This is a genomic window from Devosia sp. J2-20 (genome assembly GCF_055808475.1).
Genome location: NZ_CM147870.1, coordinates 200200 through 224744, shown reverse-complemented (window position 1 = coordinate 224744; position 24545 = coordinate 200200). Strand labels below are relative to the sequence as shown.

Sequence of the window (24545 nt, the reverse complement as noted above, 5' to 3'; positions counted from 1 at the left end):
GGTGAAGGACGCGTTAAGCGCGGGGGCAGCAAAACCACTGCAATTTCCGCCACAGCCGAAAACTTTGTTTACGCCTGAACGCTAGTCTGGGTATCCGGACAACCATGAAAGGCGGTTTGTATGAACGCCGATCTCTCGACCCAAATGCTGGCCATGAACACCGCGCAGACGCAGAACAGCGTCCAGATCGCCGTGTTCAAGAAGCAGCACGACATGCAGTCCGAACTGCTCAATACCCTGACACAGGCCACGCTGGCCCCGCCGCCACCCGGTCAGGGCCTCAAGATCGACAAGCAGGCCTGATCGCCCTGGCCTAGTTGGCCAGCGCCAGCAGCGCTTCAACGACTGCTTCGCCGTCCGGCGTATGCCATTCGGCAGGGCCCTGCAGCACAGCCAGTTCACACCCTTGCTCATCCAGAACCAGCGTCGCGGGCAGGCCAACCGCGACCGCTTGCTGCTTGAGACGATCAAAGGCCGCAAATGTGTTGTCGGCATAGAGCGGCAGGTTGGCAAACCCGTTATCGGCCAGGAATTTTTCGGCCTTGGCCAGCCCGTTCTCGCCAATATCGAGATTGATCGGCAGCACCATGAAACTGTCCGAATTATACTTGGTCGCCAGCGCATCAAGCGCGGGCATCTCCTCGCGGCAAGGCACGCACCAGCTCGCCCAGAAATTGACCAGCAGCGCCTTACCCTTGAAGTCGGCAATGCTCATATCGACGCCCGCGGCATCCTTGAAGCTCAGGCTCGCATAGCCACGCCCCTCGCCGGTACCATTCAGCGCTGCCAGTTCACCAACAGCAGCCGCGTCAATGGCCGCAGCCGCCTCTGGCTGCACCGGGCATTCCTTGGCCACCCCGGCATTGCCGAGCCAGACCCACGTCGCTATAGCTACCGCCAATCCCGCCACCCCCAGCGTGACCAGCAGCCGAACCCGGCTGGATGCTCCGGGGCGAGGCGCATGGGTATCGGTCATAACAGGTCTCCGAGGTATTCGATGAGCAACAAGATGTGGGGCGGCCGGTTCGCCACTGGCCCCGACGCCATCATGGAGGAAATCAACGCGTCGATCGGTTTCGATCAGCGCCTGTTCCGCCAGGATATTGCCGGATCGATCGCCCATGCCACAATGCTCGCCGAGACGGGCATTCTGACGCAGGAAGACCGCGACAGCATTATTGCCGGTCTAAACGAGGTACTCGCCGAAATCGAGGGCGGCAGCTTCACGTTCTCGCGGGCACTCGAAGACATTCATATGAATGTCGAGAGCCGGCTGCGCGAAAAGATCGGCGATGCCGCCGGTCGCCTGCACACGGCCCGTTCACGCAATGATCAGGTCGCCACCGACTTCAAGCTCTATGTGCGTGACACCATCGATACCCTGGTCATCCAGATTTCGACGCTGCAACTGGCGCTGGCCACCAAGGCTGAAGACGAAGCCGAAACCATCATGCCCGGCTTTACCCATCTCCAGAACGCCCAGCCCGTGACCTTTGGCCACCATTTGCTGGCCTATGTCGAAATGCTTGGCCGCGACGCCGGCCGGCTGATCGATGCGCGCAAGCGGCTCAATGAAAGCCCGCTTGGCTCGGCGGCACTGGCAGGCACGCCCTACCCGATCGACCGCGACATGACCGCGCAAAAGCTCGGCTTTGATCGCCCCACCGCCAATTCGCTGGACGCCGTTTCGGATCGAGATTTCATCCTGGAGACGCTGGCCGCTGCCGCAATCTGCGCCATGCATCTGAGCCGCTTTGCCGAGGAAATGGTGATCTGGAGCTCGGCCCAGTTCGGCTTCGTCAAACTGTCCGACAAGTTCACCACCGGCTCCTCGATCATGCCGCAGAAGCGCAATCCTGACGCCGCCGAACTGGTGCGCGCCAAGATCGGGCGCATTGTCGGCGCGCTGAACTCGCTGCTGATTGTGATGAAGGGACTGCCGCTCGCCTATTCCAAGGACATGCAGGAAGACAAGGAAGTCGCTTTCGACGCCCTTGATTCCCTGTCGCTGTCGCTGGCCGCCATGACCGGCATGGTCGGCGACATGATCGCCAATCGCGACAAGATGCGCGCCTCGGCCACTGCCGGCTTCTCGACCGCCACCGATATTGCCGACTGGCTGGTGCGCGAACTCGACATTCCCTTCCGCGACGCCCACCACATTACCGGACAGGTCGTGGCACTGGCCGAGAAGAAAGATTGCGGCCTGGAAGGGTTGACCATTGAGGATTTCAAATCCATCGACCAGCGCATCGATAGCCGCATCCACAAGGTGCTCACTGTCGAGGCTTCGGTGGCGGCCCGCCAGAGCTATGGCGGCACCGCGCCCGCCAATGTGCTGATCCAGGCGGCGCGCTGGAAAACCGAACTGACCGGCAAGCCGCACGAACCCCGGGCCCCCGCCCGCAAGAAGCATGGCGGCCATGGTGATGGCGGGGTTGCATAGTCTGCGCCCCGGCATATTTTGAGTTGCAACCGACTGATTTGGATCCGAACTTATGGCTGGCAGAACGCGACAGATGCAGCTCACCGAGCGTCACGTCGCCTATCTGCAGCCTGACGTCATTTCCGACGAGATGCCGCCGCCGCCCCAGGGCATGCACAGCGCAACGCCCCAAGACCATGCGGCGACCCTGACCCAGTTGCTGGGACCCGAGCCCTTCGCCAATGACGAGGTCTGGGTCTTTGCCTATGGCTCGCTGATCTGGAAGCCGGCCTGCGATTTTGTTGAAATGCGCACCGCGCTGGTCCATGGCTGGCACCGCGCCTTCTGTCTGGGCTGGAACACGCGCTTCCGCGGCTCCGAACAGAACCCTGGTCTGATGCTGGCACTCGATCGCGGCGGCGCCTGCAATGGCGTGCTCTATCGCCTGCCACCCGATCGGCTGGCTCAGTGCATGACCAAATTGCTGGAACGCGAAATGGGCTGGCTGCCCTCGGCCTTTCCACCCCGCTGGGTCAATGCCCGCACCGGCGAGCGAACCATCCGCGCCCTGACCTTCTGCATGGACCGCCACTCCGGTCGCTATGTCACCGGCCTGTCCCCCGAACAGATCGCCGAAGTGCTTGCCAAGGCGGTCGGCAATCGCGGATCGATGGCCGAGTATCTCTACTCAACCGTCAAGCATCTCGAGGATGTGGGCATTCATGATCCCCATCTGTGGCAGTTGCAGGCGCTCGTCGCCCAGCAGATCGAAGCCGCTTATGAGCCGGATCGATAAGTCTTGCTTTCGTTTTGCGCCCGTCTGCCTTAGACCTCGGGCGCTAATTTCCTGAACACCCCCGATGATCCCTGGCGCGCCGCGCCGGTCATGGCGGGCACCAGACACATTTGAGGGCAGCACCTTGGTCCACCATTTCGAACACCGTGACGGCACGCTTTATGCTGAAGACGTCAATCTGAGCGAACTTGCCGACAAGGTCGGAACGCCCTTTTACGTCTATTCCAGCGCCACGCTGCGCCGCCATGTCCGGGTGGTCAAAGCTGCCTTTGAGGGCATTCCCACCCTTTTGGCCTACGCCATGAAGGCCAATTCCAATCAGGCCGTGCTCAAGCTGATGGCCTCGGAGGGCGCTGGCGCCGATGTGGTATCGCTGGGCGAGCTCGAACGCGCCCTTGCCGCCGGCATCAAGCCCGAAATGATCGTGTTTTCCGGTGTCGCCAAGACCATCACCGAAATGCGCCGCGGCCTGACCGCCGGCATCAAGTGCTTCAACCTCGAAAGCGAACCCGAGCTTGAGCGCCTCTCCATGGTCGCTTCGGAAATGGGCATGACCGCCCGGGTTTCGGTGCGCATCAATCCAGATGTCGATGCCCGCACCCACGCCAAGATCTCGACCGGCAAGGCCGAGAACAAGTTCGGCATTCCCTTTGCCCGGGCCCGGGAGGTCTATGCCCGCATCGCCGCGCTACCCAGCGTCGAGGCCGTCGGTGTCGATATGCATATCGGCAGCCAGATCACTGATCTGGGACCCTTCGGCAATGCCTTTGGCCTGATGGCCGAACTGGTCACCGAGCTGCGCGCTGATGGTCACAATATCCGTCACATCGATATCGGCGGCGGTCTGGGCATTCCCTATCATCATGATCAGGAAGCCCCGCCGCACCCCGAGGCCTATGCCTCGGTGGTCCGCGACAAGATCGGCCAGCTCGGCTGCACCCTGGTGATCGAACCGGGCCGCCTGCTGGTGGGCAATGCCGGCATCATGGTCACCAAGGTCGAATACGTCAAAGAAGGCAGCACCAGCTTCATCATCGTTGATGCGGCCATGAACGATCTGCTGCGCCCCACGCTCTATGAAGCCCACCATGATGTGGTGCCGGTGACCTATTCAAACCTGCCCCCGATCACTGCCGATATTGTGGGCCCGGTCTGCGAAACCGGCGACTACCTCGCCAAGGGGCGCACCATTGCCGGGGTTCAGGAAGGTGATCTGCTCTCAATCATGAGCGCTGGTGCCTATGGCGCCGTGATGGCCTCGACCTATAATTCGCGCCCGCTCATCCCCGAAGTGCTGGTGGACGGCGACAAGTTCCATGTCATCCGCCCGCGCAAGTCGCTGGACGAACTGATCGGCATGGATAGCGTACCCGACTGGGTCTAGCTCTCGCGCGCCTGCCGACCCAGTGACAGCACCTCGACCGGTTTGCCGGCCAGGGCATCATCGATCTTGGCCAGCAGATCAGCCAGGGTGAATGGCTTGACGATCACATCGTAGATCAGCGCATCGAGCCCATGAGCCCGCTCGCGCTGATCGGCAAAGCCGGTCATCAGCACGATGATGATGTCGGGATATTTGGCCGCGACGTCCAGCGCCAGGGCGATGCCATCCATGATGGGCATCTTGATATCGCTCAGCAGCAAATCGAAACGGCCATTTTCCGCATCGGCAGTCTCGGCAGCCAGCCCCCCATCCTCTTCAGCCACGACTTCATGGCCTTTCATGGTCAGGGCGCTCACCACAAAGGCGCGAACGGAGGGATCGTCTTCAGCAACAAGAATGCGGGCCATCAATGATGCTCCGAACTGGCGTTTGCAGGAGCGGCGGCGGCGCCGTGATCGGTTTCGGCGGCCGCTTCAGCAGCGGGATTGGCTGGCGCGCCATGATCGGCGGCAGCAGGATCAGTTGTAACCGGGCCGTGATTGGCAGCGGCCGGGGTCGGCGCTTTGCCGCTGGACAGGCCCTTGGCGCCTGAGCCGCCGGCGAAGCTGAGGCGGACCCGCGAGGCATTGCCCGGCGGCAGGGTGAGCTGGGTATCAAATGTCGAGCGTTCGCCCGCCATCAGGTCGCGCACGGAAGGCTGAACGCTCCACTGATAAACGCCTTCGCCATCCGGCCCCAGCAGGGTCACCACCACGGCGGGCACTTTGACCGGGGTCGGCGAGCGACCCACGATCTGAGCGGAAACAATCAGCACTTCCTTGCCATTGCGCAGTGTCTGCAGCGTCGAGACGTCGGAAAAATCCAGCCCCACCACATTGATGCCCAGCCCGACGGCGTCATAAACCCCGGCCATGGCGGGGAAGCGCTGTACCACCTCGACGCGGCCGAAATAAGCAAAGCCCAGAACCCCGATCAGGGCAGTAGCGCCAACGATCCGCAGCGCCAGGCGCAAGCGGGTCAGCGGCTGCTCTTCCTCACCACGATCCTCACCATCCGAAAACGCCTTGCGGCGCTTGCGTACAATGGCGGGATCAAGCTTGCCTGCCGCGGCCTGACCGCGAGCGGAATCTTCATTATCGGTGGCTTTTTTGGTTTTGGCGGCCTTGGCCGCCTTTTCCTTTTCAGCCTTGGCCACGCGTTCTTTTTCAGCCTTGGCGGCAACCGCGGCCGCCGTCAGCGCCGCTGCAGCCTTTTCTTCGACGCCCATGGCATCATCGAGACCATCTTCATTGATCGCCTGCTCGGCCTTTTTGACCTCTGGCGGCGGCTCGTCCTTGGGGATCGGGCCCTGGTCCCAGGCCTGCTGGCAATGGGCGCACTGCACCTTGCGGCCAGCCGAGCCGATAGCCTCGTAGGTGACCTGATACTTGGTCTGGCAATGGGGACAGGAAATGATCATGAGGCCAGACTGATGACGCAGAACAAGGGAATGACGTCGTTCAAATTAGCGGCAGGGTGTTAAGACTCCTCAAACCTCGCTGTCGCCACACGAAATCCACCACATTTATGCCGCTTTGGTCCGGCCAAGCAGGTGCGCGTGCCGCATCAGACCATCGCCGCTGTTATGATGCGGCCAATGCCTGATCTCGCCTGAACCAAGCCGAGCAAGTGGGAGCCTGCAATCTTGATCGAATTTTCCGATGTGGGATTGCGCTATGGCAATGGCCCCGAGGTACTGCGTGACCTGAGTTTCTCAGTGGAGCCGGGCTCGTTCCATTTCCTGACCGGGCCATCGGGCGCCGGCAAGACCAGCCTGCTGCGCCTACTGCTGCTCTCGCTCAAGCCATCGCGCGGCCGCGTCACCATGTTTGGCGAAGACGTCAGCGATCTCAGCCAGGACCGCCTGCTGCAGATGCGTCGTCATATCGGCATCGTATTCCAGGAATTCCGGCTGCTCGATCACCTGACCACATTTGAAAACGTTGCGCTGCCACTGCGCGTGCTGGGTCAGCCCGAGAGCGAATATCGCCCCAATGTCACCGAGCTGCTCGAATGGGTGGGACTGGGCGAACGGATGAACGCCCCGCCATCCCTGCTTTCGGGCGGCGAAAAACAGCGTGCCGCCATTGCACGCGCCGTGATCGCCCGGCCCAAAGTGCTGCTGGCTGATGAGCCCACCGGCAATGTCGACCCCGATCTGTCGAGCCGGCTGGTGCACCTGTTTGCCGAGCTCAACCGGACGCTGGGCATGACCATCATTCTGGCCACCCATGAACTGCCGCTGCTCGACAAGTTCAACTATCCACGCATGCTGCTGAGCAATGGGGAGCTGGCCATTCATGATTGAGCGCATTCTGGCTCTGCTGCCACGCCGCGTCGGCGCCGCCCCCATCGTCCCCGAAAAAAGCGTCGCCGGTCGCACCCTGCTGCTGATGATCACCATTATGGGCTTTCTCTCGGCGGTCACTCTGGGTGGCGTTGTGCTGGTCCAGAAATCTGCCATCGCCTGGTCGGCCGATGTCGGTCGCGAAGTGACCATCCAGATCCGTCCTGTCGAGGGCGAAGTGATGGAGTCCAATCTGCGCACCGCCGTCTCGCTGGCGCAGGCCACGCCAGGTGTCGCCTCGGCGCGCGCCCTGACGCTGCAAGAGAGCGAAAAGCTGCTTGAGCCCTGGCTTGGCGCCGGGCTTGATCTGACGGCGATCGAAATCCCCCGGCTTGTCGTGGTGCAGCTCGCCGACCCGCAGGATGCCGATATTGCCGGGCTCGAGCGCAATCTGGCAGCCGTCACCGGGGCCAGCCTCGATACCCACGCCGTCTGGCGCCAGCAGCTCAACACCATGGCCGGCACCATTGTGCTCTCGGGCCTGCTGGTGCTGCTGCTGATTGGCGCAGCGACCGTGCTCGCCATCATCTTTGCCACCCGCGGCGCCATGGCGACCAACCGTGAAATTGTTGACGTGCTGCACTATATTGGCGCCTCCAACAAATTCATCGCTGGCGAATTTCAGGGGCGTTTTCTCTCGATTGGCTTGCAGGGCGGCCTGCTTGGCGCGGTCGCCGCATTGCTGTTCTTCGTTCTGGTGGGCACCGCTGCGGGCAATATGCTCTCCAGCGAAGCAGGTACCCAGGTCGGCGTGCTGTTCGGGCGCTTTGCGCTGGGCCTTGATGGCATGATCTCGATTGCAGCCGTCATCCCGGTGATTGCTGCCCTGACCGCCATAACCTCGCGCCACACGGTCCGGCGCTACCTCGCCCAGACCTCCTGAACCACGACGCTTCTGGCCACAAACGCCAGCAAACGCCTCGCCAAAATCACTTCTGCCCGTTATGACGCTGACAGCGGCAGGACGCCGAAGGAGATTTTCGAGTGGTCATTCAGGCAATTCGTACCGCAGTGTTCTATGCGCTGTTCATCGGTCAAACCGCGATCGTCGCCATCATTCTGGGCACCATTGCGCTGATCACCGGCCGCACCAAGGCCAGCTGGGCCATCGCGGTCTATTGGTGCGCTTCCAGCCTGCAATTGTTGCGCTGGCTCACCGGCGTCAAAACCAAGGTCAGCGGGCAGCACAACATCCCCGAGGGCGGCTGCATCATCGCGGCCAAGCACCAGAGCGACTGGGACGTCTTTGCTCTGTTCCCCTATACCGGTCGCCCGGCCTATATCGTCAAGAAGGAGCTGATGCGCATTCCCTTCTTCGGCTGGGCTGCCCGCTCGCTCGACTGTATCGAGGTTGACCGCCGCAAGGGCGCCGAGGCCATCCCCTCCATGATGCGCCAGGCCCACGCCGCCATTGAACGCGGCTGCCGCATCGTCATTTTCCCCGAGGGTACCCGCCGCGCTGCCCTGGCGCCCGCCGACTACCGCCAGGGAATCGTCAGGCTCTATATGGAACTCAATGTGCCCGTGGTGCCCGTAGCGCTCAATTCTGGCCTGTTCTGGGGCCGCAACAGCCCCGTTATCTGGCCCGGCACTGCCGAAGCTGAGTTCCTGCCCGCCATTGAAGCGGGCCTGGCCCCCGACGTGTTTATGGATCGACTCAAAAAAGCCATCGAATCACAGTCCAACGAACTGGCCCTCAAGGCTGAAGCGCAAGGTCTGTCGCGCCCGATCGGGCCCGATCTTCGGAGCAAGTTCGATGCCCTCAAGAAAGCCGCGACACCCGACGTCTAAGCACTATATATTGACGGCAGGAGCGAACAGAACCATAGATATAGATACAAGCCTGCACCGGGCTTGACATAGATTGCATTTTGTTCTATTTTTGTTCTAATGCAATGCTCGCTATCAGGATGGCGTGATATGGCCGGGAACTACAGCAAAGTCGTCAGTCACAATTTTGGCCGCCACAGCCATTGGCAGGGTCGTTCGGGCCGCGCCTATGATCTGGCCAGCGAGAATATCGACCATTTCTGCATGGGTGATGCCGAACTCTATATCATCGCCAAGGGGGCGCATGTGCTGTGGGTGGGCTCGACCAGCGAACTGGTCAACGATCCACTCAGCCGCTCCCGGTTCCGTCTGGCCCTTGATTGCGCAGATCGCGTGTTCCGCCTGCTGACCCCCGGCGCCGATGCCGAACGACTTTCCACAATCTGGGATCTCGAGGGCGCTGAACCGCTCCCTGAAGCGCAGGCGGCCTAAGCCGCCGCGGCTTCTTCCTCGCGCAGCATTGTTGCAAGCGCCTGCAATTGCCGGTCGGTTATGCCCAGTGACTGCAAATGCGTCGCCGTATTGAGCACATAGTCGATATTGCGCCCTGACAGGCCAACCCCTGCCCGCACCATCGCCAATTGCTGCTCCAGGCTGAGCTTGCCGGCAAACTGTTCGTGGCGCTCGTCGACCACGAAGGTCAGCGCCCGGATCGCCCGCCCGTCGGCCAGATGCACCGGCCGCGTCACATCACGATAGACCGCCGTGACCTGTTCACGCTCTTCAAGATAGGCCTGCACATCGGCCCAGTCATGCCGAGCCACCTCAAAGGCCATGCCGCGGCATGAACCACCGCGCGCCAGACCAAACACCAGGCCCGGACGCTCCACCGTACCGCGATGATGATGCGAAACGATCGACAGGCTGCGATGCGCGCCGCGCAGCAGCCCCTGTTGCGCGCCAATATGAGGAAAGCCGGGATTCCAGATCAGGGAGCCGTAGCCAAAGACCCAGTTTGTGTTCTCGTCGCTGTGTTCTGTCATTGCCATATCCTGACCAGAAACTTAGGCAAACCTGCCGCCCAAGACAATTGCCATCCAGCGATAGCGGCCCTGCATTTCAGGGGCGACCCGGTTTGCACCACCCCGGCGCCACATGATGCGATAGCGCTTTGCCATCCCCACCGCTAAGAGTGCCAGCCATGAAGAAACGAATCATCATTCTGGGCAGTGTCGTGCTCGCCGTCGTCGTGGCCTGGAGCCTTGCCTGGCTCGTTCTGGCCGGTCTGGTCAAACAGCAGATCGCCGCCCAGGCGCAGGCTGACGGCATCACCAGCCCGCAGATCACCTGCCAGACACTGGATGTGGGTGGCTTTCCCTTCCGCTTCGACGCCGACTGTACCCAGGCCAGCATCGTCAGCGGCGACATGGTGTTCGACCTGCCCGGTCTGCGCGCATCCGTCCGCGTCTATGCCCCCACCCACATGCTGGCCTCAGCCCTTGGCCCGCTGCAGGTGAGCGACACCTTTACCGGCACGCGCAATAGCGTGTCCTGGTCGACACTCGAAGCCAGTGTGCGCCTGTCCGACTGGCGCATTGCCCGCGCATCGGTTTCGGGCAGGGATGTGGTGTGGTCCGATACGCTGTTTGGCCAAAACCAGATCGCGGCAACCCCATTGGTCGAGTTGCACCTGTTTGACATTCCCGAGCAGCACGATGCACAGCGCCAGACCGCTGCGCTGGCCGGTTACATGCTGGCCAATGATCTGGCCTATCCCGCCCTGACCCTGAGCGACACCAATGCCGAAGTGCAGCTCGAACTGTCCGGGCTGCCTCGACGATGTGCGCAATTGGGGCGATCCCAATCTGCTGCCCAGCCTGCAGGCTGCCGATGGCCAGCTCAAGATCATCGCCGTGCGCGGCACTGACGCCGGCTCGACGCTGGATGCGGCGGGCGCGCTGGCATTCGACGCGCAGGGCCAGATCGATGGTCAGATCACCATTGCCTCGACCGGGGTGGCCGAACGTATCGGTCCGCTGCTTGAAGAACCGTGGCGCACGCTGGTACTGGGCGCCCCGGCCCCTGACGGCTCCTATGCCAACCAGATCAACTTCCGGTCCGGCGGCATCTATTCGGGCCTGATACCCATCGCCGCCCTGCCCCCGCTCTACTAGGCCTCCACCTGCCTAGGCGTCGTCGCCGCCACCATGTTCGCGCACAATCGGTAGGGGCGAGGCTGGCGGCGCTTCATGCGGCCGGCCAAAGTCTGGCGCAGCCGTCTCCTGCCCCGCCGAAATGATCGAGCGGCGGATAGCGCGGGTGCGGGTGAACATGGCTTCGAGCGCCGGGCCATCGCCCGTCCGAACGGCGCGCTGCAACACACTCAAGTCCTCGGTGAACCGCCCCAGCATTTCAAGCACGGCATCGCGATTGGTCAAAAACACGTCGCGCCACATCACCGGGTCGGACGCGGCAATACGGGTGAAATCGCGGAAGCCCGAAGCCGAGAATTTGATCACTTCTGACTGCGTCGCCGCTTCGAGATCGGCCACCGTGCCTACTATATTGTAAGCCACCAGATGCGGAATATGACTGGTAATTGCCAGCACCATGTCGTGGTGAGCCGCGTCCATGGCTTCAACTTGGCTGCCCATGGCGCGCCAGAATGCTGCCAGCTTTTCGGTCTGTGCCGGATTGACATCCTCGGTCGGGGTCAGCACGCACCAGCGCCCGGTGAACAACTCGGCAAACCCGGCTGCGGGTCCCGAATGCTCGGTGCCCGCCAGCGGATGGCCTGGAATAAGGCTGACACCTTCGGGGATGTGCGGCGCCAGCGCCTTGATCACATGGCCCTTTACCGAACCGACATCAGAAACGATGGCACCCGGCTCTAGCGCAGGCGCAATCGTCTTGATCACGCTCTCATAAGCCCCCACCGGCGTGCACAGGATGACCAGATCGGCGCCGCGCACGGCTTCGGCGGCATCAAGCGTATAGATATCGCCCAGCCCCAATTCGCGTGCCTCATCCAGCGTATCCTGCTTGCGGGTGGCAATGGAGATCACCTCGACCAGCCCCTGCCGCCGCGCGGCCAGAGCAATCGAAGAACCGATCAGACCAATGCCGATCAGGGCCAGCTTGCGAAAATGAACGCTCATGAAATCTCGACCAATGCCTTGAGAATGCCGACAACGCCACGCATCGCCTGCTCTGAACCAATGGAAATGCGCAGCCCCGCCTCAATGCCATAGGACGGCCCGATCTCGCGCACAATCAGCCCACGCTCGGCCAATGTGTCGAAAGCCAGCCGGGCATGTTCGGCGTCGGGGAACAGCACCATCACGAAATTGCCCTGGCTGGGCACCACATGCATGTGGTTTGAATCCAGCTCCTGGGCGATCCAGTCACGCCACTGCGCATTGTGCGCCTGCAGACGCGCGGTGAATTCAGTGTCGCGCGTTGCTGCCGCCGCGGCCAACTGCCCTGGCAGATTGACATTGAACGGCCCGCGCACACGGTTGAGCACATCGACCAGTTCGGGCGAACCGACAAGCCAGCCGATACGGGCCGCTGCCAGTCCCATCTTCGAGAAGGTCCGAACCATGACCACATTATTGGCCTCGGCCACCAGCTTCTGGCCGACGTCGTAATCCTCGGCAGTCACATATTCCGCATAGGCATTGTCGATCACCAGCAGGATATCGGGGCGCAGGCCGGCATGCAGCCGCCGCACTTCTGCATCGCTGAGATAGGTCCCTGTGGGATTGTTCGGATTGGCCAGCCAGACGATTTTCGTCTTGGCCGTGACCGCTGCCAGCAAGGCGTCGACATCGGCGGTATAATCGATTTCATCGACCAGAACGATGCGCGCACCGGCGGCCCGCGTAATGATCGGATAGACCGAAAACCCATAGCGGTTCATCACCGCCTCATCGCCTTCGCCCAGATAGCACTGGGCAACCAGATGCAGCAGATCGTCCGAGCCATTGCCGCACACAATGCGGTCCGCATCCACGCCGTGGACTTCCGAGAGGGCCGTGCGCAGGATCTTGGAGGAGCCTTCGGGATAGATCTCCAGCTGCGCTGCTGCCGACTGGAACGCCTCAATTGCCTTGGGGCTGGCGCCAAGCGGGGACTCATTGGCCGACAGCTTGACGGCATTGCTGCCCGCTGCGCCTGACTTGCCGGGAAGATAGGCCGCGATATCAAGAATACCGGGCTGCGGGACGGGGCGAATATCGTCTGACATGATGCCATTTCTGGGCTGAAAAACCGCGCGGACCATAGTCAAACTGCACCAAGATGGCAAAGCGCTTCTCGTCGCGTCCGCTCCCCTGCAGCACCACCGGGCGCCTGTCCCGGAACAGGACGTCAATCAGCTTTATGATGAAGATGGTCGCACCCAGCCCAGCAATGGCGGGCGTACAGGCAAAAACGCCGCAGAAAAATCCGGCGCAGTGCCGTTAAGCTTCTGGTCACAAACACCGCTAAGAGCCCGATCTTTACCAGCTGTAAGGGAAGTTGAAGACAATCGGGGCCGTCTTTGTGTCATTTCAGCCCAACTCGACGGCTCTTGTGTGCGCTGGCGCTGCACACCCACCACCCCTAGCCGTGAACGAAGCCGGATTATCCGATTCGCGCCGATTCGGTTCCGTTTCGTTCGCCCCTTGTTCCAAGACTTAAGACCTGCCACACAAAGGTCCTGTATGCTGTCCTTTCTTGGGACATTTGCGTGAACCACTCGCAAGTGTCGCAACGACCCCTTACATTGATGCGAAATGACCTCCGCGCCCGCCCAATCCGTCAAGGCGATCCTTGGCCCCACCAATACCGGCAAGACCTATTTTGCCATTGAACGCATGTTGGCCCATCCCACCGGGATGATTGGCCTGCCTTTGCGCTTGCTGGCGCGTGAGGTCTATCAGCGCGTTGTTGAACGCGTGGGAGAGCAGTCGGTGGCGCTGATTACCGGGGAGGAACGTATCGTTCCCGCCAAGCCGCGCTATTGGGTTTGCACGGTCGAGGCCATGCCCACCGATATCCGTGTGGATTGTCTGGCGATTGACGAAATCCAGACCGCAACCGATTTTGACCGCGGTCACGTCTTTACGGACCGCATTCTGCATGCGCGCGGCATGCACGAAACCTTGCTGCTGGGCGCCGCCACCATGGCGCCAGTGATCCGCAGCCTGTTGCCCCATGCCCAGATCATTGACCGCCCCCGCTTCAGCCACTTGACCTATTCGGGCTCCAAGAAGATTTCGCGCCAGCCGGCACGCTCGGCCATTGTCGCCTTTTCGGCGCGACAGGTTTACGCCATTGCCGAACTGATCCGTCGCGAGCGCGGCGGCGCAGCAGTCGTGATGGGCGCCCTGAGCCCGCGCACCCGCAATGCTCAGGTTGAACTCTACCAAAATGGCGATGTTGATTTTCTCGTCGCCACCGACGCCATCGGGATGGGACTCAATCTCGATATCCACCACGTGGCCTTTGCCGATGACAGCAAGTTTGACGGCCATACCAGCCGCCCACTGACCCCCGCCGAGCTCGGCCAGATCGCCGGCCGCGCCGGTCGTCACGCCCGCAATGGCAGCTTTGGCGTGACCGGCGGGACCCAGGGATTCGACGAAGAAATGGTCGTGGCGCTCGAAACCCACGATTTTGCGCCCGTCAAAGTGCTGCAATGGCGCAACAATCGGCTGGATTATTCGTCGATCCCCGCCTTGCTCAACAGTCTCGAAGCGACGTCGGACACCCGCACATTGGCCCGTGTGCCCATCGCCAAGGATCAACGCGCGCTCGAATTTGTCTCACGCAATGAAGCCGGCAAACTGGCGCGTGGGCTGGACGGCGCGCGTTTGCTCTGGGAATGTTGCCAAATCCCTGATTATCAGGGCATTTCACCGGCCAATCACGGTGAAATCGTTACCCGTATTTACTCTGACTTAGTCAAGCATGGTAAGGTCAACGCAGATTGGATTGCCGAGCAGGTCCGCTTTTGCGACAATGCAAGCGGCGACATCGACACTTTGAGCAACCGGATCAAGCAGATCCGAACATGGACCTTCGTCGCGAACCGCAAAAACTGGCTTGCAGACCCTTCACATTGGCGCGAAAAGACCCGAGACATTGAAGACCGACTGAGTGATGCGCTGCACGAGCGGCTTACTCAACGCTTCGTCGATCGGCGCACCAGCGTGCTGCTTCGTCACCTGAAAGACAAACGTATGGCATCTCCCGAGATCAATGAGCGCGGCGAAGTACGGCTGGAAGGCCACCTCATCGGCACGCTCGAAGGCTTCCGTTTCACCCTGGCGCGCAATGATGGCGACGCCGACACCAAGGGTCTGCGCGCCGCCGCCGATCAAGTGGTGGCGCCCGAAATACACCACCGGGCCGAACGCCTGGCTGGCGCGCCCAATGAAGAATTTGTGCTGGCCACCGACGGTCGCCTGCGCTGGAAGGGCGACATTGTCGCCGAACTGATCGAGGGCGAGACCCTTTATCGGCCGCGCATTCTGATCCTGGCTGACGAAACCCTGACCGGTCCGGATCTGGAACGTGTGCAGGATCGTCTCGGCCTGTGGCTGCGCCACCACGTCAACACCATCCTCGAACCCGTCATGGCGCTTGAGGCTCCAGCTGATCTCGATGGCACGGCACGTGGCATCGCGTTCCAGCTGTTTGAGCATCTGGGCCTGATCCCGCGTCCGCAGGTTGCCGACGAGGTCAAGAATCTCGATCAGGACGTCCGCGGCAAGATGCGTAAGCTGGGCATCAAGTTCGGCGCCTATCACATCTATCTGCCGCTTTCGCTCAAGCCCGCCCCGCGCGAGCTGGCACTGATTCTGTTTGCGCTCAAGAATGGCGGCATCCGCCAGGCTGGCGTGACCGACATTCCCCATATCGTCCTCTCGGGCCGCACCAGCTTTGTGGTCGATCCCGAAGTCGATACGCGCCTGTATGAGATTGCCGGCTTCAAGGTTGCTGGCAAGCGCGCCGTCCGGGTCGACATTCTCGAACGTCTGGCTGACATCATCCGTCCGCTCATTGCGCTTGATCCAACCCGCAGCCAGGGCGACCTGCCCGCTGGTGCAGCCGAGGGCAACGGCTTCCGCGTCACCGTGGAAATGACCTCGCTGCTGGGCTGCTCGGGCGAAGATTTCGCCTCGATCCTGAGCTCGCTTGGCTATCGCGTCAAACGCACGCCAAAGGTTGCGGCACCTGTAGTGCCTGCCGACGCCAGCGCAGAAGCGCCGGCGCTTGAGGAAACTCTGACCGACAATCCCGCCTCGACAGACGCCACCGATGAGGCCCCTCTCGAGGCAGTCACCACCCCCGCAACACCGGCTGAGACGGCGCCCATTCCCGCCACCACCATTGTCGAGGATGCGCCCGAAACAGCAGCCACGGCAGGCGAGACAGCCCCAGCAGAACCAGAATACGATGAGATCTGGTCCCCCAGCGGCAAGCGTCCGGACAATAAGCGGCATGAAAGCCGTCGCCGGCCCGAGGGTGAGCGTCAGCGCAGCACGCCATCCAAGCGGCGCCCTGAGGGCGAAGTGCAGGACCTGACCAAGGCCCAGCACCTCAATCCCAAGGCCAAGCCCGAAGGGCGTGGTCGCAACGACAATCGCCGCCCCGACAGCCAGAAGGGTGAGCGCGCCAAGTTCCAGCAGCCGCGTGAAGAAAAGCGCGAAAAGGCTTTCGATCCCGACAGCCCATTCGCCAAGCTTGCCGCCCTGCGCGACGGCAAGGCCAAGTAGCAATTGGGGGGCCTGTCGAGCCCGCCGCCCGCAAGGAGCGGCTCGACAGGTTCCTGTTCTTTGCGCGCGCCATAAAATCGCGCACCTTGGCCCAGAAATTCATCGAAGCAGGTAGTGTCCGGATCAATTCCGAACCCACCCAGCGCAGCGACTACAAGGTCGGCGCCGGCGATGTGCTGACCATGTCACTGCACAATCGTATCACGGTGTGGCGCATCATTGATCCCGGCACCCGCCGCGGCCCAGCCAGCGAGGCTCAGGGACTCTACGAAGACCTCTCCCCGCCACCCCTGCCCAAAGCCGAACTGTCGCCCTATGACGCTGCCATCGCTCCGCGCGATGAAGGCGCCGGTCGCCCCACCAAAAAGGAACGGCGCGAGACTGACCGCCTGCGCGGCACCCAGGATGAGCGATGAAACCCATCCCCACGCTGCAGACCGAGCGGCTGATCCTGCGCCCGCCGGTACATACGGACTTCCACGCCTACGCTGAGCTGATGGCGTCGCCGCGCGCACGCTATATGGGCGGCCCCTTTGATGGGCGCGCCGCCTGGGGCATGTTCTGCAATGATGTGGCCCAATGGCAGTTATTCGGCCATGGCTGCCTGATGATCGAGCGACGCGCCACCGGAGCCTGCGTCGGCGAGGTCGGCATCAATCACGGCCCGCTTTTTCCCGAAAAGGAACTGGGCTGGTTTGTCTATGCTGGCCACGAAGGGCATGGCTATGCCTTCGAAGCAGCAGTCGAGCTGCGCGACTGGGCGTTTGAGCATCTGGGGTTACCCAATCTGGTCAGCTATATCGACCAAGACAATACGCGCTCGATCGCGCTTGCCCGGCGCATGGGCGCCATGCACGCCCCTGACGCCAGGGGTCAGGACCCCGAAGATCTGGTGTTTCGGCATTGGCCCAGCCCAAGCGCTTGATAAATTTTGCCTTCTAGCGTGCCAATCACGCCAAACCCTGCCACCCGCCAGCCTTGCAGGGCACGGAAAAAAGTTTAGCACCGGACTGTTGAGACTTGCCCCGCCGCGACCCCTTGTGCGGACCGGGCTCCTGTTCGGGATTGCCGCCTAGATGACCTACATCGTCACCGATAACTGCATCGCCTGTAAGTACACCGACTGCGTGGAAGTGTGTCCTGTGGACTGCTTCTATGAGGGCGAGAACATGCTGGTGATCCACCCCGACGAGTGCATCGACTGCGGCGTGTGCGAGCCTGAATGTCCGGCAGAGGCCATCAAGCCCGATACCGAAAGCGGGCTCGATCACTGGCTCGAGGTCAACACCAAGTTTGCGTCCGTCTGGCCCAATCTGACCGAGCGGCGCGATCCGCTGCCAGAGGCCAAGGACAAGGACGGCGAATCCGGCAAGTTCGAGAAATACTTCTCCGAAGCGCCCGGCGAAGGCGACTGATCGCTTCAGCCGCCTCCCACCTGTGATCTAGGCTGCGACGGCCTCACGGCCGGCCAGCCAGTCCCTGATGCTCTTATAGGGCACCAGCAGCAGTGCTGCGAGCAGCAGCTTGACCAGGAAGTCGCCCAGACCCAGCGACACCCACAGCTCAACCTCAGGACCAACGCCCAGCAGCGGCGCGGGGAAGGCAAGTGAGCCATCTTCGCGGCCAAACAGGCTGTCGAGCACCGCGAAGGGCGCCGCAAAGGCCAGCGAGAAGAAGATCACCGTATCGATCGCCGAGCCGATCAGTGAGGAGACCACAGGGGCCTTCCACCACACGCTGGTGCGCAACCGGTCAAAGATCGAGATATCGAGGAACTGGGCGGTCAGGAACGCCGTGCCAGAGGCAATGGCGATACGCGGCGTTGCCAGATAGATCGAAATCAGCACGGCAACGGCAAAACCGGCCATCACAACCACGCGGGCCCGGGCCGGACCAAAGGTGCGATTGGTCAGATCGGTGATAAGAAACGCTACCGGATAGGTAAACGCACCCCAGGTGAGAATATCACCGAGATGGATCGGTCCCATCTGGATATCGACCGGGAACTGAACGAGAAAATTTGAGGCCGCGACAACCGCAACCATGGCGGCCAGAGCCACCGAAAAACGAGCCAGCATCAGAATGCACCTCTATGTAACCGCGAACCGGCATCAGACCGGGGCGGGATGTGCCGAGATTGGCACAAAACAAAAACCGCGTGGAGCATAACCCCACGCGGTCAATTCGTCGATGAAGGCGTTCGCTTAGGCAGCCAGAGCTGCGCGAACTTCCTTCTTGAGGCCCTGAGCCAGCGTCGACATGGTGTCGTCGCTCTGCTTGAGCAGGAAGGCGTCCAGACCACCGCGGTGCTCAACGGTACGCAGGGCCGAAGCCGAGATGCGCAGCTTGACGGGGCGGTTGAGTGCCTCCGAAATCAGCGTCACGTTCAGCAGGTTCGGGAGGAACCGGCGACGGGTACGATTGAGAGCGTGCGAAACGTTGTTGCCAACCATAACGCCCTTGCCAGTAAGTTCACAGCGCCGTGCCATGGTTTTCTATCCTGTTGCAAAGGCCTGTATTGCGGGAACATGTCCTGCAGCAGGCCTATCTTGTCCTGAAATCTGGGGGCTCTTTAGAGAATATGCGGGGCCCCGTCAAGACAAACGCGGGCTCAATCCAGCGCGAGCGGCTTGCACAGGACCATTCCAGACGGCACTTTCGAACCCTAGTCTGATCTCGCGCCGCCCATTGCAGAGACGCCCGACCTTGACCCAGTTTAGATTTGCCACCCTTGCCGCACTGGCCCTGTTCGCAAGCCTGCCCACCAGCGCCGCCGAAATCGACGCCAAGGCCGGCTATGTGCTGACCCTGGGTGGTATCAATATAGCCACCATGAATGTGGACCTGACCGATGACGGGTCGCGCTACAGCCTGGACCTGTCGGCCAATGTGGCCGGGCTGGGCGCCATGGTTGCCAGCGGCACGGCCAAGGCCAGCGCCTCGGGCAGTTCCACCAGCAATCGCCTGGCCGCCCGCGCCTTCAGTCTTGAAACCAGGGCCAATGGCGACACCTTCGATGTGGACGTGACCTTCTCGGGTCGCGATGTCGGCTCGTTCAAGGTCGAGCCGCCTATTCTTGATAACTATGACCGCGTTCCGCTGGAGCGCCGGCACCTGACCGGGGTCAGCGATTTTCTGTCGGCCTTTGTCTTCAAGGGCGGGGCGCTCGACAAATCGCTATGCGATCGCCGCGTCGGCATTTTCACCGGCGTCGAGCGCTTCAACATTGCCATGCGCTTTGCCGGCACCGACAAGGCAACCTCGGCCCGCACGGGCTATCAGGGCCCGGTTGTGCTGTGCTCGGTCGACTACAGCCCTGTCTCGGGCCACTTCACTAGCTCCGAGATCACCAATTACCTGGCAGACAGTGATCGCATCATCATCTGGTATGCCCCGCTGGGCCCGACCGGTTATTTCATCCCCTATCGCGTGCTGCTGGGCACCAATATGGGCGATCTGTCCATGGTGCTGACCGGGATGCGTTTCTAGCGCCCGACAGGCCGCAGCCAAGTCCCGCTTCGGGACGGTCAATCGCTGTTTTGCTAACGGATCGCTTTCAGGCCCCCATTTGCGGGGCCTGAACTGTTAATGGGCTGAGTTAAATCGCCTTTTCAGACGGAACCAGACAGAAATCTTTGTCCGATTTTGCCCGAAATTAAGGGTTTGGTTACCAAGATGAACCGGTTTCGGCTGTGCGGCGGGATCCAGCGCAACGAAGCAGCCGCTCTAGTGGTCGGCCCCATTCAAGCACACCATATATCGCCGTGAACGAACGAGCACTTATGCACGACGCTCGATTCGCCCCCTGTTCGTTCCCCTTTGGATCAAGGCTGAACATGGCGCTGCCAGATCGGTGCTAATTGTCCCGGAACGGCACAGTGACACGCCCGCCTCAGCCCTGCCGCGCCGTTGCCGCGCTCATGCCGGGCACGCGAACGAATCGCTCCGCGCGTTTGCGGCGGGGAATCGCCGGGAACGCCTGCTTGCGCGCCCGCACACAGATCACCCCGCTCATGGCCGGCCCGAACAGCCGACCGACACGCTCAAACAACCGGGTGGACTTGAGCACCAGCGAACTCTGAAACGGCGGCAGGAACAGGCCATCGCGCCACGCCACCGGTACAAAGCCGAATTCGCGCAGCAGTCTGTCGAGCTGTCCGCCCGAATAGGGATTGCCCTGTCCAAACGGGGTATTGTCCCGCTGCGCCCAGATGCCCCGCCGACGCGGCACCACCAGGATGAGATCGCCATTGGGGGCAGTGATCCGCCACAGTTCGCGCATCAGCTCTTCGGCATCTGCCACATGTTCCATGGCGTGAATGGCGATGGTCAGGTCTATCGCTGCATCGGTCAGCGGCATTTCGAGCGGATCGCACAGCACCGTGTGCGACGGACCCTCACGCGGCCATGCCGAGGCGCCCTGCCGCGCGGGCATGAAAGCCAGCACCCGTTCGGCCGTACTCAGGGTGAAGCGCAGATAGGGGGTGGCAAAGCCCAGCCCCAGCACGCGCTTGCCGCGCACATCATCGGCCAGCCCCATGACCTGCTCGCGCACCAATGCCCGGCAGATCCGGCCAAGAGGCGTTTTATAGAAGGCAATGAGGCGGTTGACGTCTGCAGTCATGATCACAACTCTGCCGGTTTCCCCGGACTTGTCTAATCGCTGGTTGTCATGTCGTCGCGCGCTCCCTAGCTTTCAACCAATTGGTTCTTTTTCGGAGTAGTGCAGTGGCTGTGATCGTTGATGTCTTTGGCGCGCGAGACGATAATTTCGGCTATCTCGTGCACGATACGGCGAGCGGCCGCACCGCCGCCATCGATGCCCCGGAAACCGCGGCCATCAAGGCGGCCCTGGCCCGTCGCGGCTGGGATCTTACCGATATCTTCATCACCCACCACCACCTCGACCATGTCGAAGCCATTCCCGAACTCAAGGCCGAGTTTGGCGCCCGCGTTGTGGGCCCCAAGGCCGAGGCGGACAAGATTGCCGATCTCGATGTACTGGTGGCCGGCGGCGACACGGTCACGCTGGGAGAAACAAGCTTCGACATTTACGACACGCCCGGACACACACTGGGTCACATCGTTTTCCACGATCCTGTCGGCAAGCACCTGTTCAGTGCCGACGCACTGTTCTCACTGGGTGTGGGCCGTATGTTTGAGGGAACGCCCGGCCCGATGTGGGAAGGCATCAAGCAGCTGCGCGCCCTGCCCGACGACACGCTCGTCTATTGCGGGCACGAATATACCGCCAGCAATGCCAAATTCGCGCTCTCGGTCGACCCCGACAACACCGCACTGCAAAAGCGCGCCAATGAGGTCGCAGCATTGCGGGCTGCTGGAAAGCCGACAATTCCCTTCCCGCTGGGTGAGGACAAGGCCGCCAACCCCTTCATGCGGGCCGACGAGCCTGCTTTGGCCAGGCACTATGGCCTTGAAGGCGCCGACCCCGCCGAGGTGTTTGCCGCGATCCGCAAGGGCAAAGACAACTTCTAGCGCTACCCGCTCCATTATCTGAGCCTGCCAGCGGCGCCCTTCGGGGCGCCGTTTTTGCGCGTCTTCAGCTTTGCAAAGCCCCTGTTCACGAATCTTTAATGTTAACTACGCCCAGCGTTCGCATCCCCAATCATTAACAAACCGTTATCATCTGGCACACCGATTGCCCCTTAGGGGGTATAGGGCCAGTTGTTCTGTTTCATTTTGAGACACGCCGGCCCGTTTCGAGACAAACGAGGCGATTATGGCCGTTAATGAGACACATACACCCGGGCTCCCCATGCTGATCGAAGCATCGCGCCCACGTCCTTCGCTCAAACGCACCCAGACCGGTGCTGCTTTTGTCAGTCAATTGCTGGCAGCGCGCGCCAATATGGCGCCTCAACGCGCCCGCCGCCGCACCAGTGCCGAAGGGGCCATCGGTGCCTACGCCAGCGGCGCCAGCATCGCGGTCAAGCGTATGCCTGCTGGATACCGGAAAACGGTTGTGGCCTGAGGACTAATTCATCGTCACATCGCGCCCGGCGCTGGTGATCGAGACGGTGAAACCGGCGACAACATCGATCAGCGCCATGACCATGAGCAGGAAGAACACTGAACTCGCGGCGGCGCCGACAAGCAGGAACTCGACCAGGAAAGCGACAAACAGCACCATTGAGAGCATATGCTCGACAATGGAATTGCGCCCGCTATTGGTGGATTTCAACACCTCGAAAAACAGCATGATGATGCCAATCACCAGCAGGAAATCGCCGGCGGTGATCGCCCATGGCGTGCCCGACACCATGGGGATCAGAAACAACCCCTGCTCCCAGCCCTGCGGCACGCCAGCGAAGAACAGAAACGCCACTACGTTATAGAGTACGAACGGCACGCTGAGCAGCGGCGGGATGAAACGTCCATTGCGGCGTGGGGCATTATGGGTGGGCATCATCACGGTCTCGGTCATTGAAGGGTTCTCCACTGGCGGCAGCGCACCATGCCAGACCTGTCTGAAAGCGCAAAGGGCATGCAGGACGCGCCCGCATGCCCCTTCCGGCATTTCAAGACTGTAACGGGGGCCCTACTTCTTGAGTTTGAGCGGGCCCACCATCTGTTCTGGCTTGACCTCGGCATCGAACTCTTCGCCGGTCAGCAGGCCCAGGGCGATGGCTTCCTCGCGCAGCGTGGTGCCATTCTTGTGCGCGGTCTTGGCGATCTTGGCGGCATTGTCATAGCCGATCTTGCGATTGAGCGCGGTCACCAGCATCAGCGACTTATTGACCAGTTCATTGATGCGCGCGCGATCCGGTTCGATGCCCACTGCGCAGTGATCGTTGAACGACTTGGCCGCATCAGCCAGCAGCCGTACCGACTGCAGATAGTTGTAGGCGATCACGGGCTTGAACACGTTCAGCTCGAAATTGCCCTGGCTGGCAGCAAATCCAATCGCTGCGTCATTGCCCATCACCTGCGCCACAACCATGGTCATGGCTTCGGACTGGGTCGGGTTGACCTTGCCCGGCATGATCGACGAACCGGGTTCGTTTTCCGGAATGGTGATTTCACCCAGACCAGAACGCGGGCCGGAGGCCAGCCAGCGCACGTCGTTGGCAATCTTCATCAAAGCGACCGCAAGCTGTTTGAGGGCGCCCGAAGAGCCCACAAAGGCATCGTGGCCGGCCAGCAGGGCAAACTTGTTGGGACCGGTCACAAAATCGCGTCCGGTCAGCGTGGCGATCTCCTTGGCCACCGCAACGGCATAGTCGGGATGCGCGTTCAGACCCGTACCCACGGCCGTGCCGCCCAGCGCCAGTTCCTTGAGCTGGGGCAGCGTCGCCTTGATATTGGCCAGCGCGTAATCGATCTGGGCAACCCAGCCGGAAATTTCCTGACCCAGCGTCAGCGGCGTTGCATCCTGCAGGTGGGTGCGCCCGATCTTGACCACATCCATATATTGCTCGGCCTTGGCGGCCAGCGTATCGCGCAGCAGGCCAACGCGCTCAAGCAGATAACCTTCGACGGCCTCGACCGCTGCAATGTGCATGGCGGTTGGATAGGTATCGTTGGACGACTGGCTCATATTGACGTGGTCATTGGGGTGCACTGGTTTTTTCGACCCCATGGTGCCACCGGCCAGTTCGATGCCGCGGTTGGAGATCACCTCATTGACGTTCATGTTGGACTGCGTGCCCGAACCGGTCTGCCATACCACCAGCGGGAAATGAGCTTCGAGCTTGCCCGAAATGACTTCGTCAGCCGCCGCAACGATCAGATCGCGTGTGGCTTCATCAAGCAGGCCCAGCTTGTGGTTGGCCAGTGCCGCGGCCTTTTTCAGAATGCCGAACGCGGTGACGATTTCCTTGGGCATCTTCTCGCCGCCAATATCGAAATTGGCCAGGCTGCGCGCCGTCTGGGCGCCGTAATACTTGTCGGCAGGCACATTGATGGTGCCCATAGTGTCCGATTCAACGCGCATCGTCATGGCAAACTCCGGAAAATTGGGCCGCTCCTCATGGCGGCAAGGCAAAGAAAAACGGCCG

General features: G+C 61.5%; 28 protein-coding genes. 17 read left to right on the top strand and 11 right to left on the bottom strand.

Going from position 1 to position 24545, the window contains the following annotated elements:
* The first annotated feature begins 120 nt into the window (after positions 1-120).
* Entirely contained in the window at positions 121-303 is a 183-nt protein-coding gene (locus AC0L37_RS01095; RefSeq protein ID WP_212659730.1) for a putative motility protein, read from the top strand.
* Between the two features lie 10 nt (positions 304-313).
* Here the strand turns inward: AC0L37_RS01095 and AC0L37_RS01090 are convergent, their stop codons facing one another.
* Positions 314-976, bottom strand: a complete 663-nt coding sequence (locus AC0L37_RS01090; RefSeq protein WP_212659731.1) for a TlpA family protein disulfide reductase — start codon at positions 974-976, stop codon at positions 314-316.
* Between the two features lie 21 nt (positions 977-997).
* On the opposite strand from AC0L37_RS01090, the gene argH reads away from it, so the two are divergent.
* The 3 genes from argH to lysA all read left to right on the top strand — a co-directional run bounded on the left by argH (position 998) and on the right by lysA (position 4605).
* Complete coding sequence (gene argH / locus AC0L37_RS01085) at positions 998-2446, top strand: argininosuccinate lyase (RefSeq protein WP_212659732.1); 1449 nt, start codon at positions 998-1000, stop codon at positions 2444-2446.
* A 52-nt stretch (positions 2447-2498) separates the two neighbouring features.
* A complete protein-coding gene (locus tag AC0L37_RS01080) occupies positions 2499-3221 on the top strand; it encodes a gamma-glutamylcyclotransferase (protein WP_212659733.1) in 723 nt (240 codons plus the stop codon).
* A gap of 124 nt (positions 3222-3345) precedes the next feature.
* Complete coding sequence (gene lysA / locus AC0L37_RS01075; protein ID WP_473313922.1) at positions 3346-4605, top strand: diaminopimelate decarboxylase; 1260 nt, start codon at positions 3346-3348, stop codon at positions 4603-4605.
* Here lysA and AC0L37_RS01070 read toward each other — a convergent pair.
* Positions 4602-5012 (bottom strand): response regulator, encoded by a 411-nt coding sequence (locus AC0L37_RS01070; RefSeq protein WP_212659735.1) that lies wholly within the window; start codon positions 5010-5012, stop codon positions 4602-4604. The two genes, lysA and AC0L37_RS01070, sit on opposite strands and share 4 nt — an antisense overlap.
* Positions 5012-6064: an MJ0042-type zinc finger domain-containing protein gene (locus tag AC0L37_RS01065; RefSeq protein ID WP_282222228.1), complete on the bottom strand. Its 1053-nt coding sequence runs from the start codon at positions 6062-6064 to the stop codon at positions 5012-5014. Before AC0L37_RS01065 ends, AC0L37_RS01070 begins: the two co-directional genes overlap by 1 nt.
* A 225-nt stretch (positions 6065-6289) precedes the next feature.
* On the opposite strand from AC0L37_RS01065, the gene ftsE reads away from it, so the two are divergent.
* The 4 genes from ftsE (at position 6290) to AC0L37_RS01045 (ending at position 9253) form a co-directional block, all read left to right on the top strand.
* Positions 6290-6952 carry a cell division ATP-binding protein FtsE gene (gene ftsE / locus AC0L37_RS01060; RefSeq protein WP_212659737.1) on the top strand — a complete coding sequence of 221 codons (663 nt, stop codon included), beginning with the start codon at positions 6290-6292 and terminating at the stop codon, positions 6950-6952.
* The gene (locus tag AC0L37_RS01055) at positions 6945-7874 is read left to right on the top strand and encodes a cell division protein FtsX (protein WP_212659738.1); all 930 of its coding nucleotides are present in this window, start codon (positions 6945-6947) and stop codon (positions 7872-7874) included. The genes ftsE and AC0L37_RS01055 overlap by 8 nt, the downstream gene beginning before the upstream one ends.
* A gap of 101 nt (positions 7875-7975) precedes the next feature.
* Positions 7976-8782, top strand: a complete 807-nt coding sequence (locus tag AC0L37_RS01050; protein ID WP_212659739.1) for a lysophospholipid acyltransferase family protein — start codon at positions 7976-7978, stop codon at positions 8780-8782.
* Between the two features lie 129 nt (positions 8783-8911).
* A complete protein-coding gene (locus tag AC0L37_RS01045; protein ID WP_212659740.1) occupies positions 8912-9253 on the top strand; it encodes a hypothetical protein in 342 nt (113 codons plus the stop codon).
* On the opposite strand, the gene AC0L37_RS01040 is transcribed toward AC0L37_RS01045, so the two are convergent.
* Positions 9250-9804, bottom strand: coding sequence for a gamma-glutamylcyclotransferase (locus AC0L37_RS01040; protein ID WP_345790837.1), 555 nt, complete (start codon positions 9802-9804; stop codon positions 9250-9252). The genes AC0L37_RS01045 and AC0L37_RS01040 overlap by 4 nt on opposite strands.
* Before the next feature lie 158 nt (positions 9805-9962).
* Here AC0L37_RS01040 and AC0L37_RS01035 point away from each other — a divergent pair, with 158 nt between their 5' ends.
* A complete protein-coding gene (locus tag AC0L37_RS01035; RefSeq protein ID WP_473313915.1) occupies positions 9963-10688 on the top strand; it encodes a DUF2125 domain-containing protein in 726 nt (241 codons plus the stop codon).
* The gene (locus AC0L37_RS01030) at positions 10675-10935 is read left to right on the top strand and encodes a DUF2125 domain-containing protein (RefSeq protein ID WP_473313912.1); all 261 of its coding nucleotides are present in this window, start codon (positions 10675-10677) and stop codon (positions 10933-10935) included. Before AC0L37_RS01035 ends, AC0L37_RS01030 begins: the two co-directional genes overlap by 14 nt.
* Before the next feature lie 12 nt (positions 10936-10947).
* Here AC0L37_RS01030 and AC0L37_RS01025 read toward each other — a convergent pair whose 3' ends face one another.
* Together AC0L37_RS01025 and hisC are read right to left on the bottom strand one after the other, a co-directional pair.
* Positions 10948-11919, bottom strand: coding sequence for a prephenate/arogenate dehydrogenase family protein (locus tag AC0L37_RS01025; RefSeq protein ID WP_212659743.1), 972 nt, complete (start codon positions 11917-11919; stop codon positions 10948-10950).
* Positions 11916-13010, bottom strand: coding sequence for a histidinol-phosphate transaminase (gene hisC, locus AC0L37_RS01020; protein WP_282222230.1), 1095 nt, complete (start codon positions 13008-13010; stop codon positions 11916-11918). The genes AC0L37_RS01025 and hisC overlap by 4 nt, the downstream gene beginning before the upstream one ends.
* Before the next feature lie 529 nt (positions 13011-13539).
* On the opposite strand from hisC, the gene AC0L37_RS01015 reads away from it, so the two are divergent.
* From AC0L37_RS01015 to fdxA, 4 genes are all read left to right on the top strand, one after another.
* Entirely contained in the window at positions 13540-16527 is a 2988-nt protein-coding gene (locus AC0L37_RS01015) for a helicase-related protein (RefSeq protein ID WP_282222231.1), read from the top strand.
* 2 nt (positions 16528-16529) lie between these two features.
* Complete coding sequence (locus AC0L37_RS01010) at positions 16530-16943, top strand: RNA-binding S4 domain-containing protein (protein WP_212659746.1); 414 nt, start codon at positions 16530-16532, stop codon at positions 16941-16943.
* Positions 16940-17452, top strand: coding sequence for a GNAT family N-acetyltransferase (locus AC0L37_RS01005; RefSeq protein ID WP_282222232.1), 513 nt, complete (start codon positions 16940-16942; stop codon positions 17450-17452). The genes AC0L37_RS01010 and AC0L37_RS01005 overlap by 4 nt, the downstream gene beginning before the upstream one ends.
* A gap of 151 nt (positions 17453-17603) precedes the next feature.
* Positions 17604-17942, top strand: a complete 339-nt coding sequence (gene fdxA / locus AC0L37_RS01000; protein WP_212659748.1) for a ferredoxin FdxA — start codon at positions 17604-17606, stop codon at positions 17940-17942.
* Positions 17943-17969: 27 nt separating this feature from the next.
* Here fdxA and AC0L37_RS00995 read toward each other — a convergent pair whose 3' ends face one another.
* Together AC0L37_RS00995 and rpmB are read right to left on the bottom strand one after the other, a co-directional pair.
* A complete protein-coding gene (locus tag AC0L37_RS00995; RefSeq protein ID WP_212659749.1) occupies positions 17970-18605 on the bottom strand; it encodes a VUT family protein in 636 nt (211 codons plus the stop codon).
* A 126-nt stretch (positions 18606-18731) separates the two neighbouring features.
* Entirely contained in the window at positions 18732-19016 is a 285-nt protein-coding gene (rpmB, locus tag AC0L37_RS00990) for a 50S ribosomal protein L28 (RefSeq protein ID WP_212659750.1), read from the bottom strand.
* Positions 19017-19233: 217 nt separating this feature from the next.
* Here rpmB and AC0L37_RS00985 point away from each other — a divergent pair, with 217 nt between their 5' ends.
* Entirely contained in the window at positions 19234-20016 is a 783-nt protein-coding gene (locus tag AC0L37_RS00985) for a DUF3108 domain-containing protein (RefSeq protein WP_212659751.1), read from the top strand.
* A 403-nt stretch (positions 20017-20419) separates the two neighbouring features.
* On the opposite strand, the gene AC0L37_RS00980 is transcribed toward AC0L37_RS00985, so the two are convergent.
* A complete protein-coding gene (locus AC0L37_RS00980) occupies positions 20420-21151 on the bottom strand; it encodes a class I SAM-dependent methyltransferase (RefSeq protein ID WP_212659752.1) in 732 nt (243 codons plus the stop codon).
* 104 nt (positions 21152-21255) lie between these two features.
* Here AC0L37_RS00980 and gloB point away from each other — a divergent pair, with 104 nt between their 5' ends.
* Both gloB and AC0L37_RS00970 read left to right on the top strand, forming a co-directional pair.
* Positions 21256-22023, top strand: a complete 768-nt coding sequence (gloB, locus tag AC0L37_RS00975) for a hydroxyacylglutathione hydrolase (RefSeq protein WP_212659753.1) — start codon at positions 21256-21258, stop codon at positions 22021-22023.
* Between the two features lie 280 nt (positions 22024-22303).
* The gene (locus AC0L37_RS00970; RefSeq protein WP_282222234.1) at positions 22304-22519 is read left to right on the top strand and encodes a hypothetical protein; all 216 of its coding nucleotides are present in this window, start codon (positions 22304-22306) and stop codon (positions 22517-22519) included.
* A 3-nt stretch (positions 22520-22522) separates the two neighbouring features.
* On the opposite strand, the gene AC0L37_RS00965 is transcribed toward AC0L37_RS00970, so the two are convergent.
* Both AC0L37_RS00965 and fumC read right to left on the bottom strand, forming a co-directional pair.
* On the bottom strand, positions 22523-22954 hold the full coding sequence (locus AC0L37_RS00965) for a hypothetical protein (protein ID WP_282222953.1): 432 nt from the start codon (positions 22952-22954) through the stop codon (positions 22523-22525).
* A gap of 132 nt (positions 22955-23086) precedes the next feature.
* On the bottom strand, positions 23087-24487 hold the full coding sequence (gene fumC / locus AC0L37_RS00960; protein ID WP_282222235.1) for a class II fumarate hydratase: 1401 nt from the start codon (positions 24485-24487) through the stop codon (positions 23087-23089).
* Positions 24488-24545: the final 58 nt, after the last annotated feature.

Excerpts from the sequence above, each read along its gene's own strand:
- AC0L37_RS01040 (WP_345790837.1), bottom strand. The coding sequence starts at position 9,804 with ATGACAGAACACAGCGACGAGAACACAAACTGGGTCTTTGGCTACGGC.
- AC0L37_RS01095 (WP_212659730.1), top strand. The coding sequence starts at position 121 with ATGAACGCCGATCTCTCGACCCAAATGCTGGCCATGAACACCGCGCAG.
- AC0L37_RS01055 (WP_212659738.1), top strand. The coding sequence starts at position 6,945 with ATGATTGAGCGCATTCTGGCTCTGCTGCCACGCCGCGTCGGCGCCGCC.
- AC0L37_RS01080 (WP_212659733.1), top strand. The coding sequence starts at position 2,499 with ATGGCTGGCAGAACGCGACAGATGCAGCTCACCGAGCGTCACGTCGCC.
- AC0L37_RS01035 (WP_473313915.1), top strand. The coding sequence starts at position 9,963 with ATGAAGAAACGAATCATCATTCTGGGCAGTGTCGTGCTCGCCGTCGTC.
- AC0L37_RS00970 (WP_282222234.1), top strand. The coding sequence starts at position 22,304 with ATGCTGATCGAAGCATCGCGCCCACGTCCTTCGCTCAAACGCACCCAG.
- AC0L37_RS01090 (WP_212659731.1), bottom strand. The coding sequence starts at position 976 with ATGACCGATACCCATGCGCCTCGCCCCGGAGCATCCAGCCGGGTTCGG.
- AC0L37_RS00965 (WP_282222953.1), bottom strand. The coding sequence starts at position 22,954 with ATGCCCACCCATAATGCCCCACGCCGCAATGGACGTTTCATCCCGCCG.
- fumC (WP_282222235.1), bottom strand. The coding sequence starts at position 24,487 with ATGACGATGCGCGTTGAATCGGACACTATGGGCACCATCAATGTGCCT.
- AC0L37_RS01025 (WP_212659743.1), bottom strand. The coding sequence starts at position 11,919 with ATGAGCGTTCATTTTCGCAAGCTGGCCCTGATCGGCATTGGTCTGATC.
- AC0L37_RS00980 (WP_212659752.1), bottom strand. The coding sequence starts at position 21,151 with ATGACTGCAGACGTCAACCGCCTCATTGCCTTCTATAAAACGCCTCTT.
- AC0L37_RS00995 (WP_212659749.1), bottom strand. The coding sequence starts at position 18,605 with ATGCTGGCTCGTTTTTCGGTGGCTCTGGCCGCCATGGTTGCGGTTGTC.
- AC0L37_RS01045 (WP_212659740.1), top strand. The coding sequence starts at position 8,912 with ATGGCCGGGAACTACAGCAAAGTCGTCAGTCACAATTTTGGCCGCCAC.
- AC0L37_RS01015 (WP_282222231.1), top strand. The coding sequence starts at position 13,540 with ATGACCTCCGCGCCCGCCCAATCCGTCAAGGCGATCCTTGGCCCCACC.
- fdxA (WP_212659748.1), top strand. The coding sequence starts at position 17,604 with ATGACCTACATCGTCACCGATAACTGCATCGCCTGTAAGTACACCGAC.
- hisC (WP_282222230.1), bottom strand. The coding sequence starts at position 13,010 with ATGTCAGACGATATTCGCCCCGTCCCGCAGCCCGGTATTCTTGATATC.
- AC0L37_RS01005 (WP_282222232.1), top strand. The coding sequence starts at position 16,940 with ATGAAACCCATCCCCACGCTGCAGACCGAGCGGCTGATCCTGCGCCCG.
- argH (WP_212659732.1), top strand. The coding sequence starts at position 998 with ATGAGCAACAAGATGTGGGGCGGCCGGTTCGCCACTGGCCCCGACGCC.
- rpmB (WP_212659750.1), bottom strand. The coding sequence starts at position 19,016 with ATGGCACGGCGCTGTGAACTTACTGGCAAGGGCGTTATGGTTGGCAAC.
- AC0L37_RS01065 (WP_282222228.1), bottom strand. The coding sequence starts at position 6,064 with ATGATCATTTCCTGTCCCCATTGCCAGACCAAGTATCAGGTCACCTAC.
- AC0L37_RS01070 (WP_212659735.1), bottom strand. The coding sequence starts at position 5,012 with ATGGCCCGCATTCTTGTTGCTGAAGACGATCCCTCCGTTCGCGCCTTT.